This window comes from Streptomyces galbus, from assembly GCF_005280195.1.
Taxonomy (GTDB): Bacteria; Actinomycetota; Actinomycetes; order Streptomycetales; family Streptomycetaceae; genus Streptomyces; species Streptomyces galbus.
In genome coordinates this window covers 48,747-68,421 of record NZ_SZPR01000011.1, presented here as the reverse complement: position 1 = coordinate 68,421, position 19,675 = coordinate 48,747, and the positions used below count along the sequence as shown (strand labels likewise).

The window sequence follows — 19,675 nt, the reverse complement described above, 5'->3', positions numbered from 1 at the left end:
CCGGGTGCCGGACCGCGTGCCGGCCCCGGTGGCGCGGCGTACCTCACGCCGGGGTGAGCCCCTGCCGGCCGACCTCGGTGACGAACGACGCGGCCGTGCTGATCGCCGCGCCCGGCCGGGTCACGTACGGCACGGTCCTGAAGTCGGCGCGGGCCCGTGACAGGCCGAGCTGGACGGTCGCGTAGCCGCGGCGGCCGTCGTAGAACTTCAGGTGCGGGTTGGCGCTCATGTAGGTGTTCCAGTTCCCCGGCCGCTGGGAGCCGTCCTTGCCGCTGGTGATCGAGGTGGCGACGATCTCGGTGCCGAGGGTGCGCGAGGACGGGTCGTCGAAGTCGTCCTTGAGGTCGAAGGCGTAGCCGACGTGCACGTCGCCGCTGAGCACCATCAGGTTCTGCAGGCCGGCCGCCTTGGCGCCGTCGAGGATGCGGCGGCGGGAGGCCGGGTAGCCGTCCCAGGCGTCCATGGAGACCTTGGCGACGGGGTTCAGGTCGAGCTTGCGCTGGGCGAAGGTGACCTGCTGCGGGACGACGTTCCACACGGCGCGTGAGGAGCGCCAGCCGTCCAGCAGCCAGCGCTCCTGGGTGGCGCCGGTCATGGTGCGGGACGGGTCGGTGGACTCGGGCCCGGGCGTGTGGGCCACGTCGCCGTACGCCTGGTCCGAGCGGTACTGCCGGGTGTCGAGGACGTCGAACTGGGCGAGCTGCCCCCAGTGCAGCCTGCGGTAGAGCTGGAGGTCGGGGCCGACGGACTGCTGGGCGGTGCGCAGCGGCTGGTTCTCCCAGTAGGCCCGGTAGGCGGCGGCGCGGCGCAGCAGGAACTCCTCCGGCGGCACGGCGTTCTCGGGGATCGACCCGGCGTAGTTGTTCTCGGTCTCGTGGTCGTCGAAGGCCACGACGAAGGGGTGCGCCGCGTGCGCGGCGCGCAGGTCGGGGTCGGACTTGTACAGGGCGTAGCGCAGCCGGTAGTCCTCCAGCGAGGCGGCCTCGCGGTCGTACACGGAGGGCACGGTGCGGTGGGTGTAGTTGCGGGCGCCGCCGACGGCGTCGACCGCGTACTCGTAGATGTAGTCGCCGAGGTGGAACACGAAGGCGACGTCGTCCTCGGCGAGGTGCCGGTAGGCGGTGAAGTAGCCGTCCTGGTACGCCTGGCAGGCGGTGAGGGCGAAGCGCACCGAGGGGACGACGGCGCCCTGCTCGGGTGCGGTGCGGGTGCGGCCGGTCTCGCTGAGCCAGGTGCCGGCGCGGAAGCGGTAGTAGTGCACGCGGTCGGGGTCCAGGCCGGCGACCTCGACGTGCACGCTGTGGTGGAACTCGGGGTGCGCGGTGGCGGTGCCCCGGCTGACGACGGTGGCGAACGCCGGGTCGCGGGCCACCTCCCAGTCGACGTCGATCCGCTCGGCGGGCAGCCCCCCGTCGGGCTGGTACGGCGCCGGGGCGAGCCGGGTCCACAGCACGACCGAGCCGGGCTGGGGGTCGCCGGAGGCGACGCCGAGGGTGAAGGGGTCGGAGTCGATGCGCGCCGCGTTCATCTCCGCGGCGGCGGCCACACCGGTGCGGGGCAGGTCCACGGCGAAGGCGAGGGCCATGGCGGCGGCGCCGGTGGTCAGGAAGCGGCGCCGGCCGATCCGGCGGGCCGCGGCACGGAACGTGGCCGGGTGCCGGGCGGACTCGCGCCGCGGCGGCATTGCTGCGATTGTCATTCTTTCCTCCCCGGACAGTTGAGGGAGGAGCCCCGGCGACGGCCGGGGACGACACGCGCCGTCCCCGCCGCGGCAACCCGGATGGCGGACGGATCTGTCCCGAATGGCGGACCTCGCCTACGCTGCGGCCCCATGGACGCCACGGGTACTGAGGACAAGAGCACGATCGCGGTGGTCACCGGCGCGGGTTCGGGCATCGGCCGCGCGGTGGCCGCGGAGCTGCTGCGGGCGGGCTGGTCGGTGGCGCTGGCCGGCCGCCGCGCCGAGCCCCTGGAGGAGACGGCCGCGCTGGTGCCGGACGCGGACCGGCTCGTCGTACCGACCGACGTCTCGCGCCCGCAGGAGGTGGCCGCGCTGTTCGCGGCCGTGCGGGAGCGGTGGGGGCGGCTGGACCTGCTGTTCAACAACGCGGGCACGTTCGGGCCCGGCGGGGTGCCGGTGGAGGAGCTGGCGTACGACGCGTGGCGGCACGTGGTGGACACCAACCTCAACGGGGCGTTCCTGTGCGCGCAGGCGGCGTACCGGCAGATGAAGGAGCAACGGCCGCAGGGCGGGCGGATCATCAACAACGGCTCGGTCTCCGCGCACGCCCCGCGCCCCCACTCGGCGGCCTACACGGCGACCAAGCACGCGCTGACCGGCCTGACCAAGTCCCTCTCGCTGGACGGACGGCCGTACCGCATCGCGGTCGGGCAGATCGACATCGGCAACGCGGCCACCGACATGACCGCCCGCATGAGCGCCGGTGTGCTCCAGGCCAACGGCGAGGTGGCGGCGGAGCCGGTGATGGACGTGGCCGACGTGGCGCGCACCGTACGGCACATGGCCGAGCTGCCGCTGGAGGCGAACGTGCAGTTCGCGACGGTGCTGGCGACGACGATGCCGTACGTGGGCCGCGGTTGACGGGCGCGGCGGGGACAACCCGGCGTACGTGCGCCGCCCCACGGTTCGTCAACTCCTCAACCTGCACAAGTGGAATTTCTCCGTCCGGCCCATTGCGGCCGATGACCGCCTTATGCTCAACTCTCCTGCACGGGACCTTCACAGTTGGGACACGAAGGTTCCGCAGGCCACAGGGTTCCGTATGCCATATCGAGGGGGGAGGCAGCCGCCCCGGGCCGGGTGGGGGTGGACCTCGCGGAGCGTCGCGGGGGAAGCACCGGCCACGGGGCGGCTGCCACAACGTGGGCCGAGGGCCCGCTGCGGGCTGCGGCGAGGGCACTGTCGATGACGCCGTGACGGCCCGGCGGACGTGCGCTGTTGACGCTTTCCAGGGCGGGACGCCAGGGGCCGGAGTGCGCACGAGGGCAAGGACCGCACGTCACCCGAACGGCGGTGCGGGCACGGCGCGGGGATGCCCGGAGTGCGACGGTGGAGGGACCGGGGGCCGACGCGGGCGCACGCTGAGGGAGTCACCATGACCTTGTACGACCGACGGGATCTGGGCCTGCTGCTGCTCCGGGTGGGCACGGGCGGGGTGCTGGTGGCACACGGGGCGCAGAAGCTGTTCGGCTGGTTCGGGGGGCACGGCCTGGAGGGCACGGGCCAGTTCATGGAGTCGGTGGGCTACCGCCCGGGCCGGGCGAGCGCGACGGCGGCGGGTCTGGCGGAGACGGGCGGCGGCGCGCTGCTGGCGCTCGGCCTGGCGACCCCGGCGGCGGGCGCGGCGGCGGCCGGGGCGATGGCGGGGGCGGCGGCGGTGCACCTGCCCAACGGCTTCTTCGCGCAGGAGGGCGGCTACGAGTACGCGGCGAGCCTGGGCCTGGCGGCGGCGGGCCTCGCGGTGACGGGCCCGGGCCGCCTCTCCTTGGACCACGCCCTGCACCACGTGGCCGACCGCGGCTGGATGGTCCCGGCGGCCCTGGGCGTGACGGCGGCGGTGACGACGGCGGTGGTGGGGCTGCGGGGACGGCGGGTGCGGAGGGAGCGGGAGGGGGAGCAGGAGGTGCTGTTCGGCGAGTGAGGGGGTGGGTGCCGGATGAGGCGCGGGCGCGTGGGAGGCTGCCCGCATGACGGATCAACTACCCGCTGCCCCCGCCGACTTGTGGACGACCGTGGACGCCCTGTGGGCGTGGCTGGAGAAGGACCAGCCGGTGGGCGGCCGCGAGGGCCTGCTGCTGCGCATGCTGAAGCTGTCGGAGGAGGTCGGCGAGGTCGCGGAGGCGGTGATCGGAGCGACGGGCCAGAACCCGCGCAAGGGCCTGAGCCACACGTGGGACGACGTACAGGCGGAGTTGTGCGACGTGGTGCTCTCGGCACTGGTCGCACTGCGGACGCTGACGCCGGAGCCGCGGGCGGTGTTCGAGGGGCATGTGGAGCGGGTGGCGGCGCGGTCGCTCGGCGGAGCGGCACCCGGAAAATAGGCGGAACGCGTCCCTCGCGGAGCCCGGGAGCCGACGAAGGCGAGGCAGACGAGTCGGGCTGTACGCCGGGTTCTGTTCCGGCGGGTCCTCGCGGGCCCGCCGGCGACGGCCATCCATCTAGGACCGGCGTTGCCGCCGGCCTCGTGCGGTCTACCCGGGGACTCGGGCGGGCAGCCCTCGAACGTCCCCGCAGGAGCGCCGGGGCGCTCCCTCTTGACCTTGCTCCGGGTGGGGTTTACCTAGCTGCCCAGGTCACCCTGGGCACTGGTGGTCTCTTACACCACCGTTTCACCCTTACCGAGGACCGAGGTCCCCGGCGGTCTGCTTTCTGTGGCACTGTCCCGCGGGTCACCCCGGGTGGCCGTTAGCCACCACCCTGCCCTGTGGAGCCCGGACGTTCCTCGGGAAGCCCCTTGCGGGAACTCCACGCGGCCGTCCGCCCGGCTCGTCTGCCGTGCCGACCATGCTACCGGGCCGCGGACCCGCCTTCGGCCTCAGAGGAGGTCGGAGGTGTCCAGGTCGAAGGCGAAGGGCTGCGGCAGGGAGAGCTGTTTGCCCAGCGGGCGGGTGCAGTGTTCCCTGTAGTCGTCCTTCCCCGGGTCGCTGAAGAGCGTGATCGAGGACGCCTCTCGGTCGACCAGCAGGTACAGCGGGATGCCGCCGCGGGCGTAACAGCGGCGTTTGGCCTCGCGGTCGGCCTGCGGCTTGGTGGAGGTCACCTCCAGGACCATCGCGACGCCCTCACAGGGCATCCAGGGGTCGGCGCCCCGGTAGAGCCGCAGGTGCCGGGGTGCGAACGTGCCGTCCGGGATCACGTGGTTCTTGGGGCAGCCGCCCCCGCTCGCCAGCTTCAGCCCCTTGTTCCCGGAGAACTGCATGTCGGTGCGCGACAGTCGGTACACCTGGCTGACGATCACCTCGATGCAGTCCTCGTGATCCCCGTCCGGCGGCGGTGTCACTACGATCTCCCCCTCGATCAGCTCCGCCCGGAAACCGTCCGGGGTCTCCAGGGCGAGGAAGCCGTCCAGCAGGACGTCTTCCTGCGTGAGCGGCTCGTGGGCCACGGCAGTCATGTCACGCCCCTCCTTCTGTCGCCCGCCAGACTGGGACATCGACTGATCACCTGTCCGTGAGATCGAGGACCTTTCCTTCGATCGTGGCACAGGCGTTCCGCCGGCGCCGTCGTCAGCGGCGAAGAATCACGCCGGCACGAAGCGGATCGTCGGCCCCGTCGGGTCCGCCTCCGTCAGGCGGACCGTCAAGGACGTGCCCAGGGAAAGCGGGGCCGGGGAGTCCACCCTGCCTATGACCGCCGGGGCGGCCAGCTGGACCGTGCCCGTCGTGGGGCGGTCGTCGGAGACGTCGGTCACCGTGGCCGGGAACGTCTCGCCGACGTGCGGCTGCAGGACCGTCGCCTCCAGGAGGTCCAGGCAGGCGCGTTCCAGCGTGTTCGACCTGCGGGTGCCCTCCGTCATCTCCGGGGGGAGGCGGTCCAGGGCCGACAGGACCCACTGCGGTGCGGGCTCGGCCGCCGTCGCCGCCAGGCAGAGTTCCGTGGTGTAGCGGTCGGCCAGGCGGCGCAGGGGTGCCGTGCAGTGCGCGTACGGGGCCGCCACCGCCGCGTGGGTCGTCAGGGCGGGCAGGTCGCCGTCGCGGAACACCGTGTAGCCGGCGCCGCGCAGCAGGGTCGTGCACTCCTGGAGGAACGCCGCGTGGCGCGGGGTGTCCGGGTCCAGGGTGCGGATCAGGTCCGCGTACGACACGTGGTGCGGCCAGTCGATCGCCAGCGCCCGCGCCACGCGCCGCAGGCGCGACACCGCGCCGTCGGGTGCCGTGGGCAGCGTGCGCAGGACGCCCGTGCCGTGGGCCAGCATCAGCTCGGCGGCGGCCATGCCGGTGAGCAGGGAGAGCTGACCGTTCCAGCCCTCGGCGGGGAGCGGGGCGCGGTAGGTCAGCTCGTAGGTGTGGTCGTGCGGGACGATCTCCTGTTCGGGGACGTTCAGGGAGATGCCGCCACGTTCCGCCTCGAGGTCCTCGCGCAGCCTCCCGATCGTGCGCAGCAGCGCCAGCGGCTCCTCGGCCGTGCCCGTGTCGATCGCCTTCTGCACGCCCTCGTAGTCCAGCTTGGCCCGGCTGCGGATCAGGGCCCGGCGGACGTCGGCGGCGACCGTGCGGCCCTCCGCGTCCAGGTCCAGCGTCCACAGCACGGCCGGGCGGACCTGGTCCGGCAGCAGGCTCGCGGCGCCCTCGCCGAGCACGGGCGGGTGCAGCGGGACCTTGCCGTCGGGGAAGTACAGGGTGGTGACCCTGCGGTGGGCCTCGGCGTCCAGCGCCGACCCCGGGGCGACGAAGGCGGCCACGTCGGCGATGGCGTAGTGGACGCGGTAGCCGGTGCCGCGGCGGGACAGGTGCAGGGCCTGGTCGAGGTCGGTGGACGTGGGCGGGTCGACCGTGACGAAGGGGATGCCGGTCGCGTCGGCGTGCCGGAGGGCGGGCGCGCGGGCCGCGCGGTCCGCCTCCGCCAGGACCTCCGGCGGGAAGGCCTCGGGGACGGAGAGCTTGGCGCGCAGCGCGGCGAGGGCGGTCCTGAGGGGCGCCTCGGGGGCGCCGGTCACGCGGAGGGGGCGGCGGGGCATGGTGCCGAGCGTAGGGCGGGGGCGGGCACGGGGCACGCCGTACGCTGATGTTCCCGGCCGTCGGACACCGACAGAAGCTCCAGACGCAAGGAGATACCCCCGTGCTCGTCCTGCTCCCGCCCTCCGAAGGCAAGGCCGCCTCCGGTCGTGGCGCCCCGCTGAAGCCGGAGTCGCTGTCGCTGCCGGGGCTGACCGGGGCGCGGCTGGCCGTGCTGGAGGAGCTGGTCGAGCTGTGCTCCGCCGACGAGGAGAAGGCACGCGAGGTGCTGGGGCTCAGCGAGGGGCTGCGCGGCGAGGTGGCCAAGAACGCCGGGCTGCGCACGGCGGGCGCGCGGCCGGCCGGGCAGATCTACACCGGCGTGCTCTACGACGCCCTCGGCCTCGCCTCGCTGGACGCCGCCGCAAAGCGCCGGGCCGCGTCCTGGCTGCTGGTGTTCTCGGGGCTGTGGGGCGCGGTCCGGGTGACGGACCGCATCCCGTCGTACCGCTGCTCGATGGGCGTACGGCTGCCGGGGCTCGGGGCGCTGGGCACGCACTGGCGGGCGCCGATGGCGGCCGTGCTGCCCGAGGCGGCCGGTGACGGGCTGGTGCTGGACCTGCGCTCGGCGGCCTACGCCGCCGCGTGGAAGCCGAAGGGCGAGGTGGCCGCGCGCACGGCGGCCGTGCGGGTGCTGCACGCGCCGACGCGGAAGGTGGTCAGCCACTTCAACAAGGCGACCAAGGGGCGGATCGTACGGAGCCTGCTGACCGCCGGGGCCGCGCCGGCGCACCCCGCCGAGCTGGTCGAGGCGCTGCGGGACCTCGGGTACGTGGTGGAGGCGCAGGCGCCCGGCAAGGCGGGCGCGGCCTGGTCCCTGGACGTGCTGGTGGACGAGGTCCACTAGGGGGTGTCTCGTCGATCAGGCCGGGCCACACCGCTCATTGCAGCATACGCAATGGGCTTTGCGCAGAGTGCACGCGGTGGGCAGGATGAGCCCATGGCCGACTCCTCCCTGCCCTCCCCCCGCCCGGCGCACTCCCCTGCCCAGCCGTCCGGCGGTGCCGTGTCCGTGCTGGACCTCGCGCCCGTGCTGCCCGTCGTCGTGGTCGACGACGCCGACGACGCCGTACCGCTGGCGCGGGCGCTGGTGGCCGGGGGGTTGCCGGCGATCGAGGTGACGTTGCGGACGGCGGCCGCGCCGGGCGCGGTCCGGGCGATCGGCGAGGCCGTGCCGCAGGCGGTGGTGGGCGCCGGGACGGTGCTCGGGCCGGAGCACGTGGACGTCGCCGTGGACGCGGGCGCCCGGTTCCTGGTGAGCCCCGGCTGGACGGACGCTCTGCTGTCGGCGATGCGGGCCTCCGGACTGCCGTGCCTGCCCGGGGTGTCCACCGCGTCGGAGGTGGTGGCGCTGCTGGAGCGCGGGGTGCGGGAGATGAAGTTCTTCCCCGCGCAGGCGGCGGGCGGTACGGCCTATCTGCGGTCGCTGTACGGCCCGTTGCCGCAGGTCCGGTTCTGCCCGACCGGGGGGATCGGGCCGGCGAACGCGCCGGAGTACCTGGCGTTGCCCAACGTGGGCTGCGTGGGCGGCAGTTGGATGGTGCCCGGGGACGCGGTGGCGACGCGGGACTGGGCGCGGGTCGAGCGGCTGGCGCGGGAGGCGGCGGCGCTCGGGGGCTCCGTCACATCCGGTGCCACGTCCCGCGCCGTCCCCACCGTCGACCCCGGTGTCACGCCCTCAGGTGGGACGTGTCGTTGAGCAGGCGGACGCTCGCGTTGCCGTCGGCGTAGTACGCGATCGCCGAGACGGACGCCGCCGAGAGTTCCATGCGGAACAGGGACTCGGGCGGGGCGCCGAGGGCGAGCCGCACGAACGTCTTGATCGGCGTGACGTGGGTGACGAGCAGCACCGTGCGCCCGGCGTGGGCGGCCGTCAGCTTGTCGCGTACGGCGGCGACGCGTACGGCGGTCTCGGCGAAGCTCTCGCCCCCGCCGGTGGGCCGGGCCCCGGTGTCGGCGAGCCAGGCGTTCAGGTCGTCGGGGTGACGCTCGCGCACCTCGGCGAAGGTCAGCCCCTCCCAGGCGCCGAAGTCGGTCTCGCGCAGGCCGTCCTCGACCGTGACGTCCAGGCCGAGGCGGGCGGCGACGATGGCGGCGGTCTCGCGGGTGCGGGCGAGGGGCGAGGACACGATGTGCTGGATCGTCCCGCGCCGGGCCAGGGCCGCCCCGGCCCGCTCGGCCTGTTCGCGGCCTGCGGCGGAGAGGGAGGGGTCGGTGCCGCCGCTGCCCGAGAACCGCTTCTGCGGGGTCAGCGGCGTCTCCCCGTGCCGCAGCAGGACGAAGGTGGCCGGAGCCCCGAGGTCGGGCGCACCCCAGCCGGCGGCGGGAGCGGCCACGCTCCGCGCGGCCTCCACGTCGGCCGCGGCCGTTCCGTCCGTGACTTCGGCCCGGGCCTCTCCGGCCCCGGAAGCTCTGACGACGGCCGGATCAGCAGCCGCTTCGCCCGGCTCCCGCCGCACCGCATACCCCGTCTCCCCCGACACCCCCGCGTCCATCGCCTCGTTGGCCAACCGGTCCGCCGCCTTGTTCCGTTCGCGCGGGATCCACTCGTACGTGACGCGACCGGGCGGGAACACCCGGGCCGCCTCCGCCGCGAGGGGCTTCATGTCGGGGTGCTTGATCTTCCAGCGGCCCGACATCTGCTCGACGACGAGCTTGGAGTCCATCCGGACGTGCACCGTGGCGGTCGGGTCCAGCTCGTGCGCCGCGCGCAGGCCGGCGAGCAGGCCCCGGTACTCGGCGACGTTGTTCGTCACGACGCCGAGGTACTCGGCGCGCTCCACGAGCGTCTCCCCCGTCGCCGCGTCGATCACCACGGAACCGAAGCCCGCGGGCCCCGGGTTGCCCCGCGACCCGCCGTCCGCCTCGACGATGAACTCCCTCACCGCACGGGCTCCTAGAGGCCGGACTCGGCCGTACGGACCAGGATGCGGCGGCAGTTCTCGCACCGCACGACCGTGTCCGGCGCCGCCGAGCGGATCTCGTTCAGCTCGGTGATGGCCAGCTCCTGCCGGCAGCCCTGGCAGGTGCGCGCGTACAGCTTGGCCGCGCCGACGCCGCCCTGCTGCTCGCGCAGCTTGTCGTACAGCTTGAGCAGGTCCGCCGGGACCGAGCCGGCGATGACCTCGCGCTCCTTGGACACCGTGGCGACCTCGCCGTCGATCTCCTCGAACGCGGCGTCGCGGCGCGCGGTCGCGTCGTCGATCCGCCCCTGCACGGAGCCGACCCGCTCGGTCAGTTCCGCGACGCGCTCCTGCGCGGCCTCGCGGCGCTCCATGACCTCCAGGACGACGTCCTCGAGGTCGCCCTGCCGCTTGGCGAGGGAGACGATCTCGCGCTGGAGGTTCTCCAGGTCCTTGGGGGAGGTGACGGCGCCGGAGTCCAGGCGCTGCTGGTCGCGGACGGCGCGCTGGCGCACCTGGTCCACGTCCTGCTCGGCCTTGGTCTGCTCGCGGGCGCAGTCGCTCTCCTCGGTCTGCGCGGCCACGAGCAGGTCGCGGAGCTGGGTGAGGTCCCGGGTCAGCGACTCGATCTCGGCGTGCTCGGGCAGGGACCTCCGACGGTGCGCGAGCTGCTGGAGGCGGACGTCGAGGTCCTGGACGTCGAGGAGACGGATCTGGTCGGCGGGCGCGGCGTTCAGTTGGGGGCTCCCATGGGGCTAGCGGTCGGGCTGGACGCCGCGTGGGCGGTCCAGGGGTCGGTGACCGTGGCGGAGACGTGGACCCGCAGGTCCCAGCCCGCCCGGTCGGAGATCTCGTCGAGCTGGGCTGCGGCCAGCTCGCACCAGGGCCACTCGGTGGCCCAGTGCGCCGCGTCGAGCAGCGCGAGGGGGCTGTGGTGCACGGCCTCGGACGCCGGGTGGTGGCGGAGGTCGGCGGTGAGGAAGGCGTCGACGCCGGCGGCGCGCACCTGCTCGAACAGGCTGTCGCCGGAGCCGCCGCTGACGGCGACGGTGCGCACGACGGCGTCCGGGTCGCCGGAGACGCGGATGCCCTGCGAGGTGGCGGGCAGCCGCTCGGCGGCGCGCGCGGCGAACTCCCGCAGCGGCAGCGGGTGGTCGAGCTCGCAGACGCGGCCGAGGCCGCGCCGGCCGCCGGGGTCGGTGGGGTCGGGCACGAGGGGCCGTACGACGCGCAGGTCCAGGGCGCCGGCGAGGGCGTCGGAGACTCCCGGGTCGGCGGTGTCGGCGTTGGTGTGGGCGACGTGCAGGGCGATGTCGTTCTTGATCAGGGTGTGCACGACGCGGCCCTTGAAGGTGGACGCGGCGACGGTCGTGGTGCCGCGCAGGTAGAGCGGGTGGTGGGTGACCAGGAGGTCCGCGCCCAGCTCCACGGCCTCGTCGACGATCGCCTGGACGGGGTCCACGGCGAACAGCACCCGTGTGACCTGCTGCTCGGGATCGCCCACGACGGTGCCGACCGCGTCCCAGGACTCGGCCCGCTCGGCGGGCCACAGGTTCTCCAGCGCGGCGATGACTTCAGACAGACGGGGCACGGGGGCAAGGCTACCTGCCCGTTCTGGGCCGGTGCACGGCCGTGGGCGGGGCGGCCGCCCGGCGCGCGCCACCCGCCCACGGCAGCACACCCATGCCCCTCACCTCAGCGGAATCGCTTCTGCACCACTCGTACGGGCGAAGCGGCCGTCCGCCGGTCCCACGGGCGCGCGTGCGAAAACTAGCTTCGTCGCCGGAGGTGACCGAACGATGACGGCCTGTGCGATCGAACCGACGGCGGAGGACGGCGAGCGGGACCCGGAGGAGGGCGGGCGCGGCACCGGCGAGGACGGTGACCGTACGGCCCCCGCGCCCCTGGTGATCACGGCGAACGGCGCCTACGCGGCCCGGCTCGCCCTCAGGGGCGACTGCTGGTTCCCGGAGCGCTGGACGCTGGACGGCCCCGAGCCGTACGCCGTGCCGCTGCCCGGCAACCAGCCCGAGGAGCCCGGCACCCAGGTGCAGCCGATGGCCGACGGGCAGGTGCTCATCCACCGCAGGGCGGCCGGGCGGCACACCTTCACCCTGCTGTACCCGACCGGCCCGGGCACCGGCGAGCACCCGCTGGGCGCGATCGACCACCGGACCGCGGGGACGGGCGCCGGGGCCGACGCGGGCGGCGACGCCGAGCTGCGGCTGCTGCCCCCGGCCCCGTGCGGCACGCGCGCGTACGCCCTCCTCGTCGGCCGGCGCTCCTCCGCGCTGTGGCGGGTGGCGGGCGGCGCGTCCGGGCCGGAGCGCGTCGCGGAGGTTCCCGGCCGCTGCTCCGGCGGGGTCTGGCTGGACCGGGCGGGGCGGATGCTGGCCCTGGACCGGGAGACCGGCGGCCGGACCAAGGCGGTCGTGGTGGACCTGGGGCGCGGCGGCGAGGTCTCTCCGCTGCTGCAGATCGCCGACGGCAGCGACGACCGGCTGCTGCTCGCCGACCCCTACAGCGGCCTGCTCCTGATCGGCTCGGACGCGCCCTCGCCGGGCGAGCCGCGCCTCGGCTGGGGGGTCCTCGGGAGCACGCTGCCGGTCCGCTTCCCCGAGTCGCTGCGGCTGCCGGGCTGCACGCTCACCCCGTTCGCCGTCCAGCCGGGCCAGGTGCTGCTGCCGGAGAGCTGCGCGGTGGCGCTGCGCGTCGACGGCCCGCTCGGCACCTGGGTCGGGACGTGGCGCCCGGCGGACCGGCGGCTGCGGCAGTGCACGGCGCCGGAGGGCTGGCTGACCGGCTCGGGGCTGTTGACGGCGGACGGCGAGCTGCGCCTGCCGTACGCCACCCCGGCCGCGCCGTGCGGTGTCGCGCGCGTGCCCGCACCCGAGCAAGGGCCCGCGCCGTGCGGTGTCGCGCGCGTGCCCGCGCCGGAGCGAGGGCCGGAGCCGGGGCCGGGCGCGGGGTCCGGCCCGGGGCCCGCCTCCCCCGGGTCACCCGACAGCGGGTCCGCCCACCGCACCCGGGCGGCGTCCGGCACCCCCGCCGAGCCGTCCGCGCCCCGCCCGGTCCCCCTCCAACAGGCGCCCCTGGCACGGCTTGTAACGAACTAGTCCCGGTCGGCGTGGCCGCCTGGATCCGGCCCGTGGTCGGCCGGATACACTCGCCCGGCTGTAAAGAAGATCATGTTGACGGGGTGAACTCATCCGATGAGCGACGCAAGCACCACGCAGGCGCTGTCCGCCGGGGCCCAGGAGGTCACGGGGCACGGCAGGCACCGGGGTCCGGTGTCCAGCCACGACGGCGACACGGCGCCGCGCGGCCGGCACCGCAAGCCGGCCCAGCAGGGCCAGCAGAGCCAGCAGAGCCAGCAGGCCCAGGCGGTCCAGCAGAGGGCCGAGGCCGCTGTCTGACCCGCAGGTGAGAGGGAGGGGGTGACCGTCGGCCGACGGTCACCCCCTCCGGCGCGTCAGCCCTCGACGACCCCGCCGTCCAGGACCGCCGCGTCGTCGCGGTCCGCGGCGGTCACCGCCACCCGGACGCCGCCGGTGTCCCGCCGCCACATCCGGATGCGCAGGGTCTCCCCCGGGTACACGACTCCGGCGAACCGCGTGTCGTACGACCGCACCCGGCGCACGTCCCCGCCGAGCAGGGTGTCGACGACGGCCTTGAGGGTGACGCCGTAGGTGCACAGGCCGTGCAGGACGGGCCGGGCGAACCCGGCGCGCCGGGCGAACTCCGGGTCGGCGTGCAGAGGGTTGAGGTCGCCGGACAGGCGGTAGAGCAGTGCCTGGTCCTCCCGCAGGTGCCGTTCGACGACCAGGTCGGGCTCCCCGGCGGGCGGCTCCGGCCGGGTGGACGGCCCGCGCTCGCCGCCCCAGCCGCCCTCGCCGCGGACGAACACGTGGGCGTCGCCGGTCCACAGGGGTCCCTCCGCGTCGGCGGCGTCGGTGCGCATGACGAGGACGGCCGCGGTGCCCTTGTCGTACACGGCGACGATGCGGCCGGTGACGGTGGCGGTGCCCTCGGCCGGGAGGGGGCGGTGCAGGGTGAGGGTCTGGCCGCCGTGCAGGACGCGCGCGAGGTCGACGTCGACGCCGGGCCGGGACAGGGCGGCGGTCACCGCGGGCTTCCCGCCGCCCGCGACGGTGGCGAAGGCGGGCAGGACGCGCAGCCGGGACTCCAGGGTGTAGCGCAGCTCGGCGGGGTCGGTCGCGGGGACGCCCGCGCCGATGCCGAGGTGGTACAGCAGGACGTCCTGACGCGTCCAGGAGATGCGCTCCGTCCGGGGCTCCGCGGCGAGTGCCTCGGCGGCGTCGATGGGCATGGGCCGGCCTCCTGGCGGTCGCGGGACGTTCCCCGACGCTATGCCAGAGGGGGCGGACCGGCCGCGGCCACCCGGGACATTCGTCCTGCCGAGGTCCGTACGGACGCCTCTGCCGGGCGGGGCGCCGGGTGCGTAGCGTCGTGACCGTCGGGAGCGACCGTACGACGGGGGAGGCGGCGGATGTCCGTGACGGGCAGGGTGCGGTGCTGGTACGAGGGGCGGGGCGAGCGGGCCCGGTACCGGAAGCGGGTGCGCGCGGCGCGGCGGGCGGGCGAGGAGCCGGACGACCTCGGGCCGGCGCCGTCCGGTTTCACCCTGCTGCCGTGGCTGCTGATGGGGATGGGGTCCTTCTCCAACCTCTTCCAGGGGGAGACGCCCAACCCGTGGGTCGGGGGCCTGGGGCTGCTGACCTTCAACTCGCTCTACATCTACGTGGTGTTCCGGGCGTTCGACCCCCGGGCGCGCAGGGCGGCCTCCACCCGGGCGGCTCTGGTGCTGATGGGCGCGGTGACCTGCGGCCTGGCGCTCGGCTACGGCGGCAACTGGCTGAACTTCTTCCCGCTGCTGGGCCTCGCCGTCGGCACCGTGGCGCGCGGGCGGTGGCTGGGCCGGGCCGGCGTCGCGCTGGCCGTGCTGGGCGGCGCCGCCGCGGTGGTCAGGGAGGACTGGAAGGACGCGGTCAGCGTCGCCTACGGCACGCTGCTGTCGACGCTGGTGACGGCGGCGATCCTGTCCCTGTCCCAGGCGGTACGGGAGTTGCGCGCCGCCCGTGAGGAACTGGCCCGCCGCGCGGTGGAGAAGGAGCGGCTGCGCTTCTCCCGTGACCTGCACGACCTGCTGGGCCACACGCTGTCCGTGGTGGTCGTGAAGGCGGAGGCGGCACGGCGGCTGGCGCCGGCGGACCTCGACGCGGCGCTGGCGCAGGTCACCGACATCGAGGCGGTCGGCCGCCAGGCGCTGACCGAGATCCGCGAGGCGGTCACCGGCTACCGCGAGGGCAGCCTGCCGGCCGAGCTGGACCGGGCCCGCTCGGCGCTGCGGGCGGCGGACGTGGAGCCGGTGCTCACGCAGTCCGGTCCGCCGCTCGCCCCGCAGACGGCGGCCCTGCTGGGGTGGGTGGTGCGCGAGGCGGTCACCAACGTCGTCCGGCACAGCGGGGCCCGCCGCTGCGAGATCGCGGTGGCGGGCGACGGGGACCGGGTCCGGCTGACGGTGACGGACGACGGCCGGGGCGGCGGGGTGCGCGCCGCCGGCGGCGCGCCGTGCGGGACCGGGCTGACGGGGCTGCGGGAGCGGCTCGCGGCGGCCGGGGGTTCCCTGACGGCGGGGCCGGGCGCGCACGGCGGGTTCACGGTGGCGGCCGAACTCCCGGCGGACGGACCGGGCGCGGTCGTCGACGACCCGTCCCGCACGGCCAGCCACGCCTCCTCCCGCACGCTCCCCCACGTCTCCTCCCGCACGGCCCCCGGCGCCCCGTCCCGCACGGGCTCCGACACCCCTCCCCGCACGGGCTCCGGCGGGCTCCCCGCCGGGGCGGCTCCCGGCGGTCCGTCCGGGCCTACGCTCTCCCCGTGACCGACATGCCCCGGGACCACCGTCCCGCCAAGTCCATCCGGGTGCTGCTGGCCGAGGACCAGGGGATGATGCGCGGGGCGCTGGCCCTGCTGCTGGGGATGGAGCCGGACATCGAGGTGGTGGCGCAGGTGGGCGCCGGGGACGCGATCGTGGACGCGGCGCTCGTGCACCGCCCGGACGTCGCGCTGCTGGACATCGAGCTGCCCGGCCGCAGCGGGCTGGACGCGGCGGCCGACCTGCGTGACCAGGCGCCGGACTGCCGGGTGTTGATCCTGACCACGTTCGGCCGGCCCGGCTACCTGCGGCGGGCCATGGACGCGGGGGCCGCCGGTTTCCTGGTGAAGGACGGCCCGGTGGAGGAGCTGGCCGGGGCGATCCGCCGGGTGCTGACCGGGGAGACGGTGGTCGACCCGGCGCTCGCGGCGGCGGCGCTGAGCGCCGGCCCCAACCCGCTCACCGCGCGCGAGCGGGACGTGCTGGAGGCGGCCGCGGACGGGGCGACGGTCGCGGACGTCGCGGCCCGGCTGCACCTGTCGGAGTCCACGGTCCGCAACCACCTGTCCGCGGCGATCGGCAAGACCGGCACCCGCAACCGCATGGAAGCCCTCCGCGAGGCCCGCCACCAGGGCTGGCTGTAGAGCCGCGCCCGCTCGGCGCCGAGGCCGGTGCCTGCTCACCGCTCCCTGCGGAACACCGCCGTCCACAGGAAGCCCTTGCCGAACACCGGTGCGTCCTCGGGCTCTTCGCGCATGCGGCGCAGCTCGACCTCCGTGAGGCCGGAGAAGATCGCGCGCAGGGACTCGGGGCTGTAGGCGAGGCCGCCGTCCAGCGTGGACCGGCCGTAGAAGTCGGCGTCGGGCGCCTCGGAGCCCGTGCCGCCGTCCCCGGCGGCGAAGCAGGCGAGGGCGAAGCGGCCGCCGGGTGCCAGGGCCCGCTCCAGCAGGGCGAGGTAGCTGATCCTGCGGTGCGGCGGGAGGTGGTGGAAGCAGCCGGAGTCGTAGATCAGGTCGTAGGGGCCCGCGAGTCCGGTCTCCGGGGCGAAGGCGTCGCCGCAGAGGAAGCGGATGTCGGCCCCCGTCCCGGCGGCGCGTTCCCGGGCCCAGGACACCGCTGCGGCGGAGAGGTCGACGGCGTCCACGGCGAACCCCCGCGAGGCGAGGTACCGGGCGTTGCGGCCCGGTCCGCAGCCGAGGTCGAGGGCGCGGCCGCGGGCGGGGACCAGTCCGCGGTCCAGCGCGGAGACCAGGTTCTCGTCGGGCTTGTCGGCGAAGAACGGCACCGGGCGGGAGCGGTCGGCGTAGAAGTCGTCCCACCAGCCGCCGCCCCGGCCGCTCCAGCGGTCGGCGGCGGGCGCGAACAGGCCGTCGAGCAGCCGCAGTACGTCGTCCACGGTCCGCATGTGCCGGTCCACCGGTCCCCCTTCAGAGCCCCGTCGTCCTGCGGATGCCCGCGTCACACGCCCGTGCCGGTGCGGCGCAGGACCCGCAGCGACCCCGTGCACGAGATCTCCGTGAACGCGCCCGAGGCCAGGGCGCGGAGGTAGACGCGGTACGGGGCCTGGCCGGTGAACTCGTCCTGCGGGTCGGGGAAGACGTCGTGGATGACGAGGAGGCCGCCCTCGGTGACGTGCGGGGCCCAGCCCTCGTAGTCGGCGGTGGCGTGTTCGTCGGTGTGGCCGCCGTCGACGAAGACCAGGGCGAGGGGGGTGTTCCAGAGCGCGGCGATCTGCGGGGAGCGGCCGACCAGGGCCACCACGTGGTCCTCCAGGCCCGCCCGGTGCAGGGTGCGCCGGAACAGCGGGAGGGTGTCCATCACGCCGAGTTCCGGGTCGACGGTGTCCGGGTCGTGGTAGTCCCAGCCGGGCTGCTGCTCCTCGCTGCCGCGGTGGTGGTCGACGGTGAGCGCGCTCACGCCGGTCCGCCGGGCGGCGTCGGCGAGCAGCACCGTGGAGCGCCCGCAGTAGGTGCCCACCTCCAGGAGCGGCAGCCCGAGCCCGCCCGCCTCCACGGCGGCCGCGTACAGCGCCAGTCCCTCGTCCACGGGCATGAACCCCTTGGCCGCCTCGAACGCGGTGAGGACCTCCGGGGTGGGGGAGAGGGAGGGCACGGGTGCGGCGGTCATGAGGGGGCCTTTCGGTCGTGCGGCGCGGCCGTCCCCATGCTGCCGCACCCCCGGCCGAGGGCTCGACCGGGGGTGCGGGGAGGGGGGCCTGGGTTACGCGCCGACCGTCTCCCCCGGGCGGGACAGCGGCAGGGACAGGTCCAGGTCGACCGCGCGCTCCTGCCCGGGGTGGGTCACGGAGGAGGCCAGCGGTCCGTGGCCGAGGGCCTTCGCGGCGAGGACGTAGGCGCCCTCGGCGGGCACGGCGAGCGCGTACGAGCCGTCGTCGCCGGAGAGGGTCGCGCCGGCCTGGCGGCCCCGCCGGTCGATCAGGGTGACCTTGGCGCGGGCGACGGGGCTGCCGTCGGCGGCGAGCACCCGGCCGCGGAAGCCGCGCAGGGCCTCCTCGGCCTCGGCGGCGCGGGCGGCGTTCGCGAGGTTCGCCTCCTCCTCGCTGCTCGCCCGCAGCCGCGGCGCCCGGTCGGGCTTGGGCAGGAACAGGGCGAGGACCAGGCCGACGGCGACCGCGGCCGTGGCGATGAGGAAGGACACCCGGAAGCCGTGCATGGTCGGTATCGCCACGCCCCCGACGGTGTGGGCGGTGTTGGCGAGCACCATGCCGACGACGGCGCTGGACACCGAGGTGCCGATGGACCGCATCAGCGTGTTGAGGCCGTTGGCCGCGCCGGTCTCGGAGGCCGGGACGGCGCCGACGATCAGGGCGGGCAGCGAGGAGTACGCCAGGCCGATGCCCGCGCCGAGGATGACGGAGATGACGAGGCTCTGCCAGGCGGCGCTCATCAGGCCGAGGCCGGCGCCGTAGCCGACGGCGATGACCATGAGGCCGATGATGAGGGTGACCTTGGGGCCGTAGCGGGCCGACAGGCGGGCGTAGACGGGCGCGGTGAGCATCATCGTCAGGCCGAGCGGGGCGACGAGCAGGCCGGCGACGACCATCGACTGCCCGAGGCCGTACCCGGTGGCCTCGGGGAGCTGGAGGAGCTGCGGCAGGACCAGGGAGACGACGTAGAAGGAGACGCCGACCATGATCGAGGCGAGGTTGGTGAACAGGACGGCCGGGCGGGCGGTGGTGCGCAGGTCGACCAGCGGCGCCTTCACCTTCAGCTCCATCACGCCCCACAGCAGCAGGACGAGGGCCGCGGCGCCGAACAGGCCGAGCGTGGTGGCGGAGGTCCAGCCCCAGTCGCTGCCCTTGGTGATCGGCAGCAGGAACAGCACCAGTCCGGCGGACAGGCCGAGCGCGCCCGGCAGGTCGAAGGAGCCGGGGGCGCGGGTGGTGGACTCGGGGACGACGAACAGGGTCAGCGCGATGGCGACCGCGCCGAGTCCGGCGGCGCCGTAGAAGAGGGCGTGCCAGTCGGCGTGCTGGGCGACGAGCGCGGCGAGCGGCAGGGCGAGGCCGCCGCCGACGCCGATGGAGGAGCTCATCAGGGCCATCGCGGAGCCGAGCCGCTCGCGCGGCAGCATGTCGCGCATCAGGCCGATGCCGAGCGGGATGGCGCCCATGGCGAAGCCCTGCAGGGTGCGGCCGACGATCATGGTGAGCAGATCGCTGGTGAGGGCGCTGACCAGGGCGCCGGCCACCATCACCGCGAGGCTGGCGATGAGCATGCGCCGCTTGCCGTACAGGTCGCCGAGGCGTCCCATGATCGGCGTGGCGACGGCGCCCGACAGCAGCGTGGAGGTCAGGACCCAGGTGGCGTCGCTGGGCGCGCTGTGCAGGAGCTGCGGCAGGTCCTTGATGACGGGGACCAGCAGGGTCTGCATCACCGCGACCACGATGCCCGCGAAGGCGAGCACCGGGACCACGGCGCCGTGTGCCGCGCGGGTCGGCCGGTCGGTCGTCGTCTGCGTCATGGGTGGGGGCCTCCGGGCCGGGAGAGTCTCGGTACGTCTGGGGCGGCCGACCGGATCACGGATCCGTTCGGCGATACATGCAGGACGAACGACGTATGCACGGGCAACTATTCCGATGCTTCGGCGTACTAATGATTTCTTGACCGTCTCTTGA

General features: G+C 75.0%; 19 protein-coding genes and 1 other RNA gene. 9 read left to right on the top strand and 11 right to left on the bottom strand.

Annotation, left to right across the window (positions count from 1 at the left end):
- Positions 1-43: 43 nt before the first annotated feature.
- A complete protein-coding gene (locus E4U92_RS11360) occupies positions 44-1,699 on the bottom strand; it encodes an alkaline phosphatase D family protein (RefSeq protein ID WP_241681776.1) in 1,656 nt (551 codons plus the stop codon).
- A 132-nt stretch (positions 1,700-1,831) separates the two neighbouring features.
- Between E4U92_RS11360 and E4U92_RS11355 the strand changes: the two genes are divergently transcribed.
- The 3 genes from E4U92_RS11355 (at position 1,832) to E4U92_RS11345 (ending at position 4,062) form a co-directional block, all read left to right on the top strand.
- Positions 1,832-2,602, top strand: a complete 771-nt coding sequence (locus E4U92_RS11355) for an SDR family oxidoreductase (RefSeq protein WP_137300215.1) — start codon at positions 1,832-1,834, stop codon at positions 2,600-2,602.
- Between the two features lie 514 nt (positions 2,603-3,116).
- Positions 3,117-3,662, top strand: coding sequence for a DoxX family protein (locus E4U92_RS11350; protein WP_137300214.1), 546 nt, complete (start codon positions 3,117-3,119; stop codon positions 3,660-3,662).
- Between the two features lie 46 nt (positions 3,663-3,708).
- Positions 3,709-4,062 carry a MazG-like family protein gene (locus E4U92_RS11345; RefSeq protein WP_137300213.1) on the top strand — a complete coding sequence of 118 codons (354 nt, stop codon included), beginning with the start codon at positions 3,709-3,711 and terminating at the stop codon, positions 4,060-4,062.
- Between the two features lie 45 nt (positions 4,063-4,107).
- On the opposite strand, the gene rnpB is transcribed toward E4U92_RS11345, so the two are convergent.
- The 3 genes from rnpB to E4U92_RS11330 form a co-directional block, all read right to left on the bottom strand.
- Positions 4,108-4,510: RNase P RNA component class A (gene rnpB, locus E4U92_RS11340), an RNA gene on the bottom strand.
- 46 nt (positions 4,511-4,556) lie between these two features.
- On the bottom strand, positions 4,557-5,135 hold the full coding sequence (locus tag E4U92_RS11335; RefSeq protein WP_137300212.1) for a Uma2 family endonuclease: 579 nt from the start codon (positions 5,133-5,135) through the stop codon (positions 4,557-4,559).
- 126 nt (positions 5,136-5,261) lie between these two features.
- On the bottom strand, positions 5,262-6,698 hold the full coding sequence (locus tag E4U92_RS11330; protein ID WP_137300211.1) for an RNB domain-containing ribonuclease: 1,437 nt from the start codon (positions 6,696-6,698) through the stop codon (positions 5,262-5,264).
- Positions 6,699-6,799: 101 nt separating this feature from the next.
- On the opposite strand from E4U92_RS11330, the gene yaaA reads away from it, so the two are divergent.
- Together yaaA and eda are read left to right on the top strand one after the other, a co-directional pair.
- On the top strand, positions 6,800-7,582 hold the full coding sequence (gene yaaA / locus E4U92_RS11325; protein ID WP_137300210.1) for a peroxide stress protein YaaA: 783 nt from the start codon (positions 6,800-6,802) through the stop codon (positions 7,580-7,582).
- 93 nt (positions 7,583-7,675) lie between these two features.
- Positions 7,676-8,434, top strand: a complete 759-nt coding sequence (gene eda, locus E4U92_RS11320; protein WP_137300209.1) for a bifunctional 4-hydroxy-2-oxoglutarate aldolase/2-dehydro-3-deoxy-phosphogluconate aldolase — start codon at positions 7,676-7,678, stop codon at positions 8,432-8,434.
- Here eda and E4U92_RS11315 read toward each other — a convergent pair.
- Genes E4U92_RS11315 through E4U92_RS11305 form a run of 3 tightly spaced genes read right to left on the bottom strand, consistent with a single transcriptional unit; the run spans position 8,406 to position 11,229 of the window.
- Complete coding sequence (locus tag E4U92_RS11315) at positions 8,406-9,620, bottom strand: bifunctional RNase H/acid phosphatase (RefSeq protein ID WP_137300208.1); 1,215 nt, start codon at positions 9,618-9,620, stop codon at positions 8,406-8,408. The two genes, eda and E4U92_RS11315, sit on opposite strands and share 29 nt — an antisense overlap.
- 11 nt (positions 9,621-9,631) lie before the next feature.
- Positions 9,632-10,375: a zinc ribbon domain-containing protein gene (locus tag E4U92_RS11310; RefSeq protein ID WP_137300207.1), complete on the bottom strand. Its 744-nt coding sequence runs from the start codon at positions 10,373-10,375 to the stop codon at positions 9,632-9,634.
- Entirely contained in the window at positions 10,372-11,229 is an 858-nt protein-coding gene (locus E4U92_RS11305; protein ID WP_137300206.1) for a Nif3-like dinuclear metal center hexameric protein, read from the bottom strand. The genes E4U92_RS11310 and E4U92_RS11305 overlap by 4 nt, the downstream gene beginning before the upstream one ends.
- Before the next feature lie 208 nt (positions 11,230-11,437).
- On the opposite strand from E4U92_RS11305, the gene E4U92_RS11300 reads away from it, so the two are divergent.
- Both E4U92_RS11300 and E4U92_RS11295 read left to right on the top strand, forming a co-directional pair.
- Positions 11,438-12,754 carry a hypothetical protein gene (locus E4U92_RS11300; RefSeq protein WP_137300205.1) on the top strand — a complete coding sequence of 439 codons (1,317 nt, stop codon included), beginning with the start codon at positions 11,438-11,440 and terminating at the stop codon, positions 12,752-12,754.
- 96 nt (positions 12,755-12,850) lie between these two features.
- Positions 12,851-13,054: a hypothetical protein gene (locus E4U92_RS11295; protein WP_137300204.1), complete on the top strand. Its 204-nt coding sequence runs from the start codon at positions 12,851-12,853 to the stop codon at positions 13,052-13,054.
- A 56-nt stretch (positions 13,055-13,110) separates the two neighbouring features.
- On the opposite strand, the gene E4U92_RS11290 is transcribed toward E4U92_RS11295, so the two are convergent.
- Positions 13,111-13,968, bottom strand: a complete 858-nt coding sequence (locus E4U92_RS11290; protein ID WP_137300203.1) for a MaoC/PaaZ C-terminal domain-containing protein — start codon at positions 13,966-13,968, stop codon at positions 13,111-13,113.
- 180 nt (positions 13,969-14,148) lie between these two features.
- Here E4U92_RS11290 and E4U92_RS11285 point away from each other — a divergent pair, with 180 nt between their 5' ends.
- Together E4U92_RS11285 and E4U92_RS11280 are read left to right on the top strand one after the other, a co-directional pair.
- Positions 14,149-15,543, top strand: a complete 1,395-nt coding sequence (locus E4U92_RS11285) for a sensor histidine kinase (RefSeq protein WP_137300202.1) — start codon at positions 14,149-14,151, stop codon at positions 15,541-15,543.
- A 5-nt stretch (positions 15,544-15,548) separates the two neighbouring features.
- Positions 15,549-16,181, top strand: a complete 633-nt coding sequence (locus tag E4U92_RS11280) for a response regulator transcription factor (protein ID WP_137300499.1) — start codon at positions 15,549-15,551, stop codon at positions 16,179-16,181.
- 35 nt (positions 16,182-16,216) lie between these two features.
- Here E4U92_RS11280 and E4U92_RS11275 read toward each other — a convergent pair whose 3' ends face one another.
- The 3 genes from E4U92_RS11275 to E4U92_RS11265 all read right to left on the bottom strand — a co-directional run bounded on the left by E4U92_RS11275 (position 16,217) and on the right by E4U92_RS11265 (position 19,521).
- A complete protein-coding gene (locus tag E4U92_RS11275; RefSeq protein WP_137300201.1) occupies positions 16,217-16,954 on the bottom strand; it encodes a class I SAM-dependent methyltransferase in 738 nt (245 codons plus the stop codon).
- A 41-nt stretch (positions 16,955-16,995) separates the two neighbouring features.
- Positions 16,996-17,664, bottom strand: a complete 669-nt coding sequence (locus E4U92_RS11270) for a class I SAM-dependent methyltransferase (protein WP_137300200.1) — start codon at positions 17,662-17,664, stop codon at positions 16,996-16,998.
- A 93-nt stretch (positions 17,665-17,757) separates the two neighbouring features.
- The gene (locus tag E4U92_RS11265) at positions 17,758-19,521 is read right to left on the bottom strand and encodes an MFS transporter (RefSeq protein WP_137300199.1); all 1,764 of its coding nucleotides are present in this window, start codon (positions 19,519-19,521) and stop codon (positions 17,758-17,760) included.
- Between the last annotated feature and the right edge of the window lie 154 nt (positions 19,522-19,675).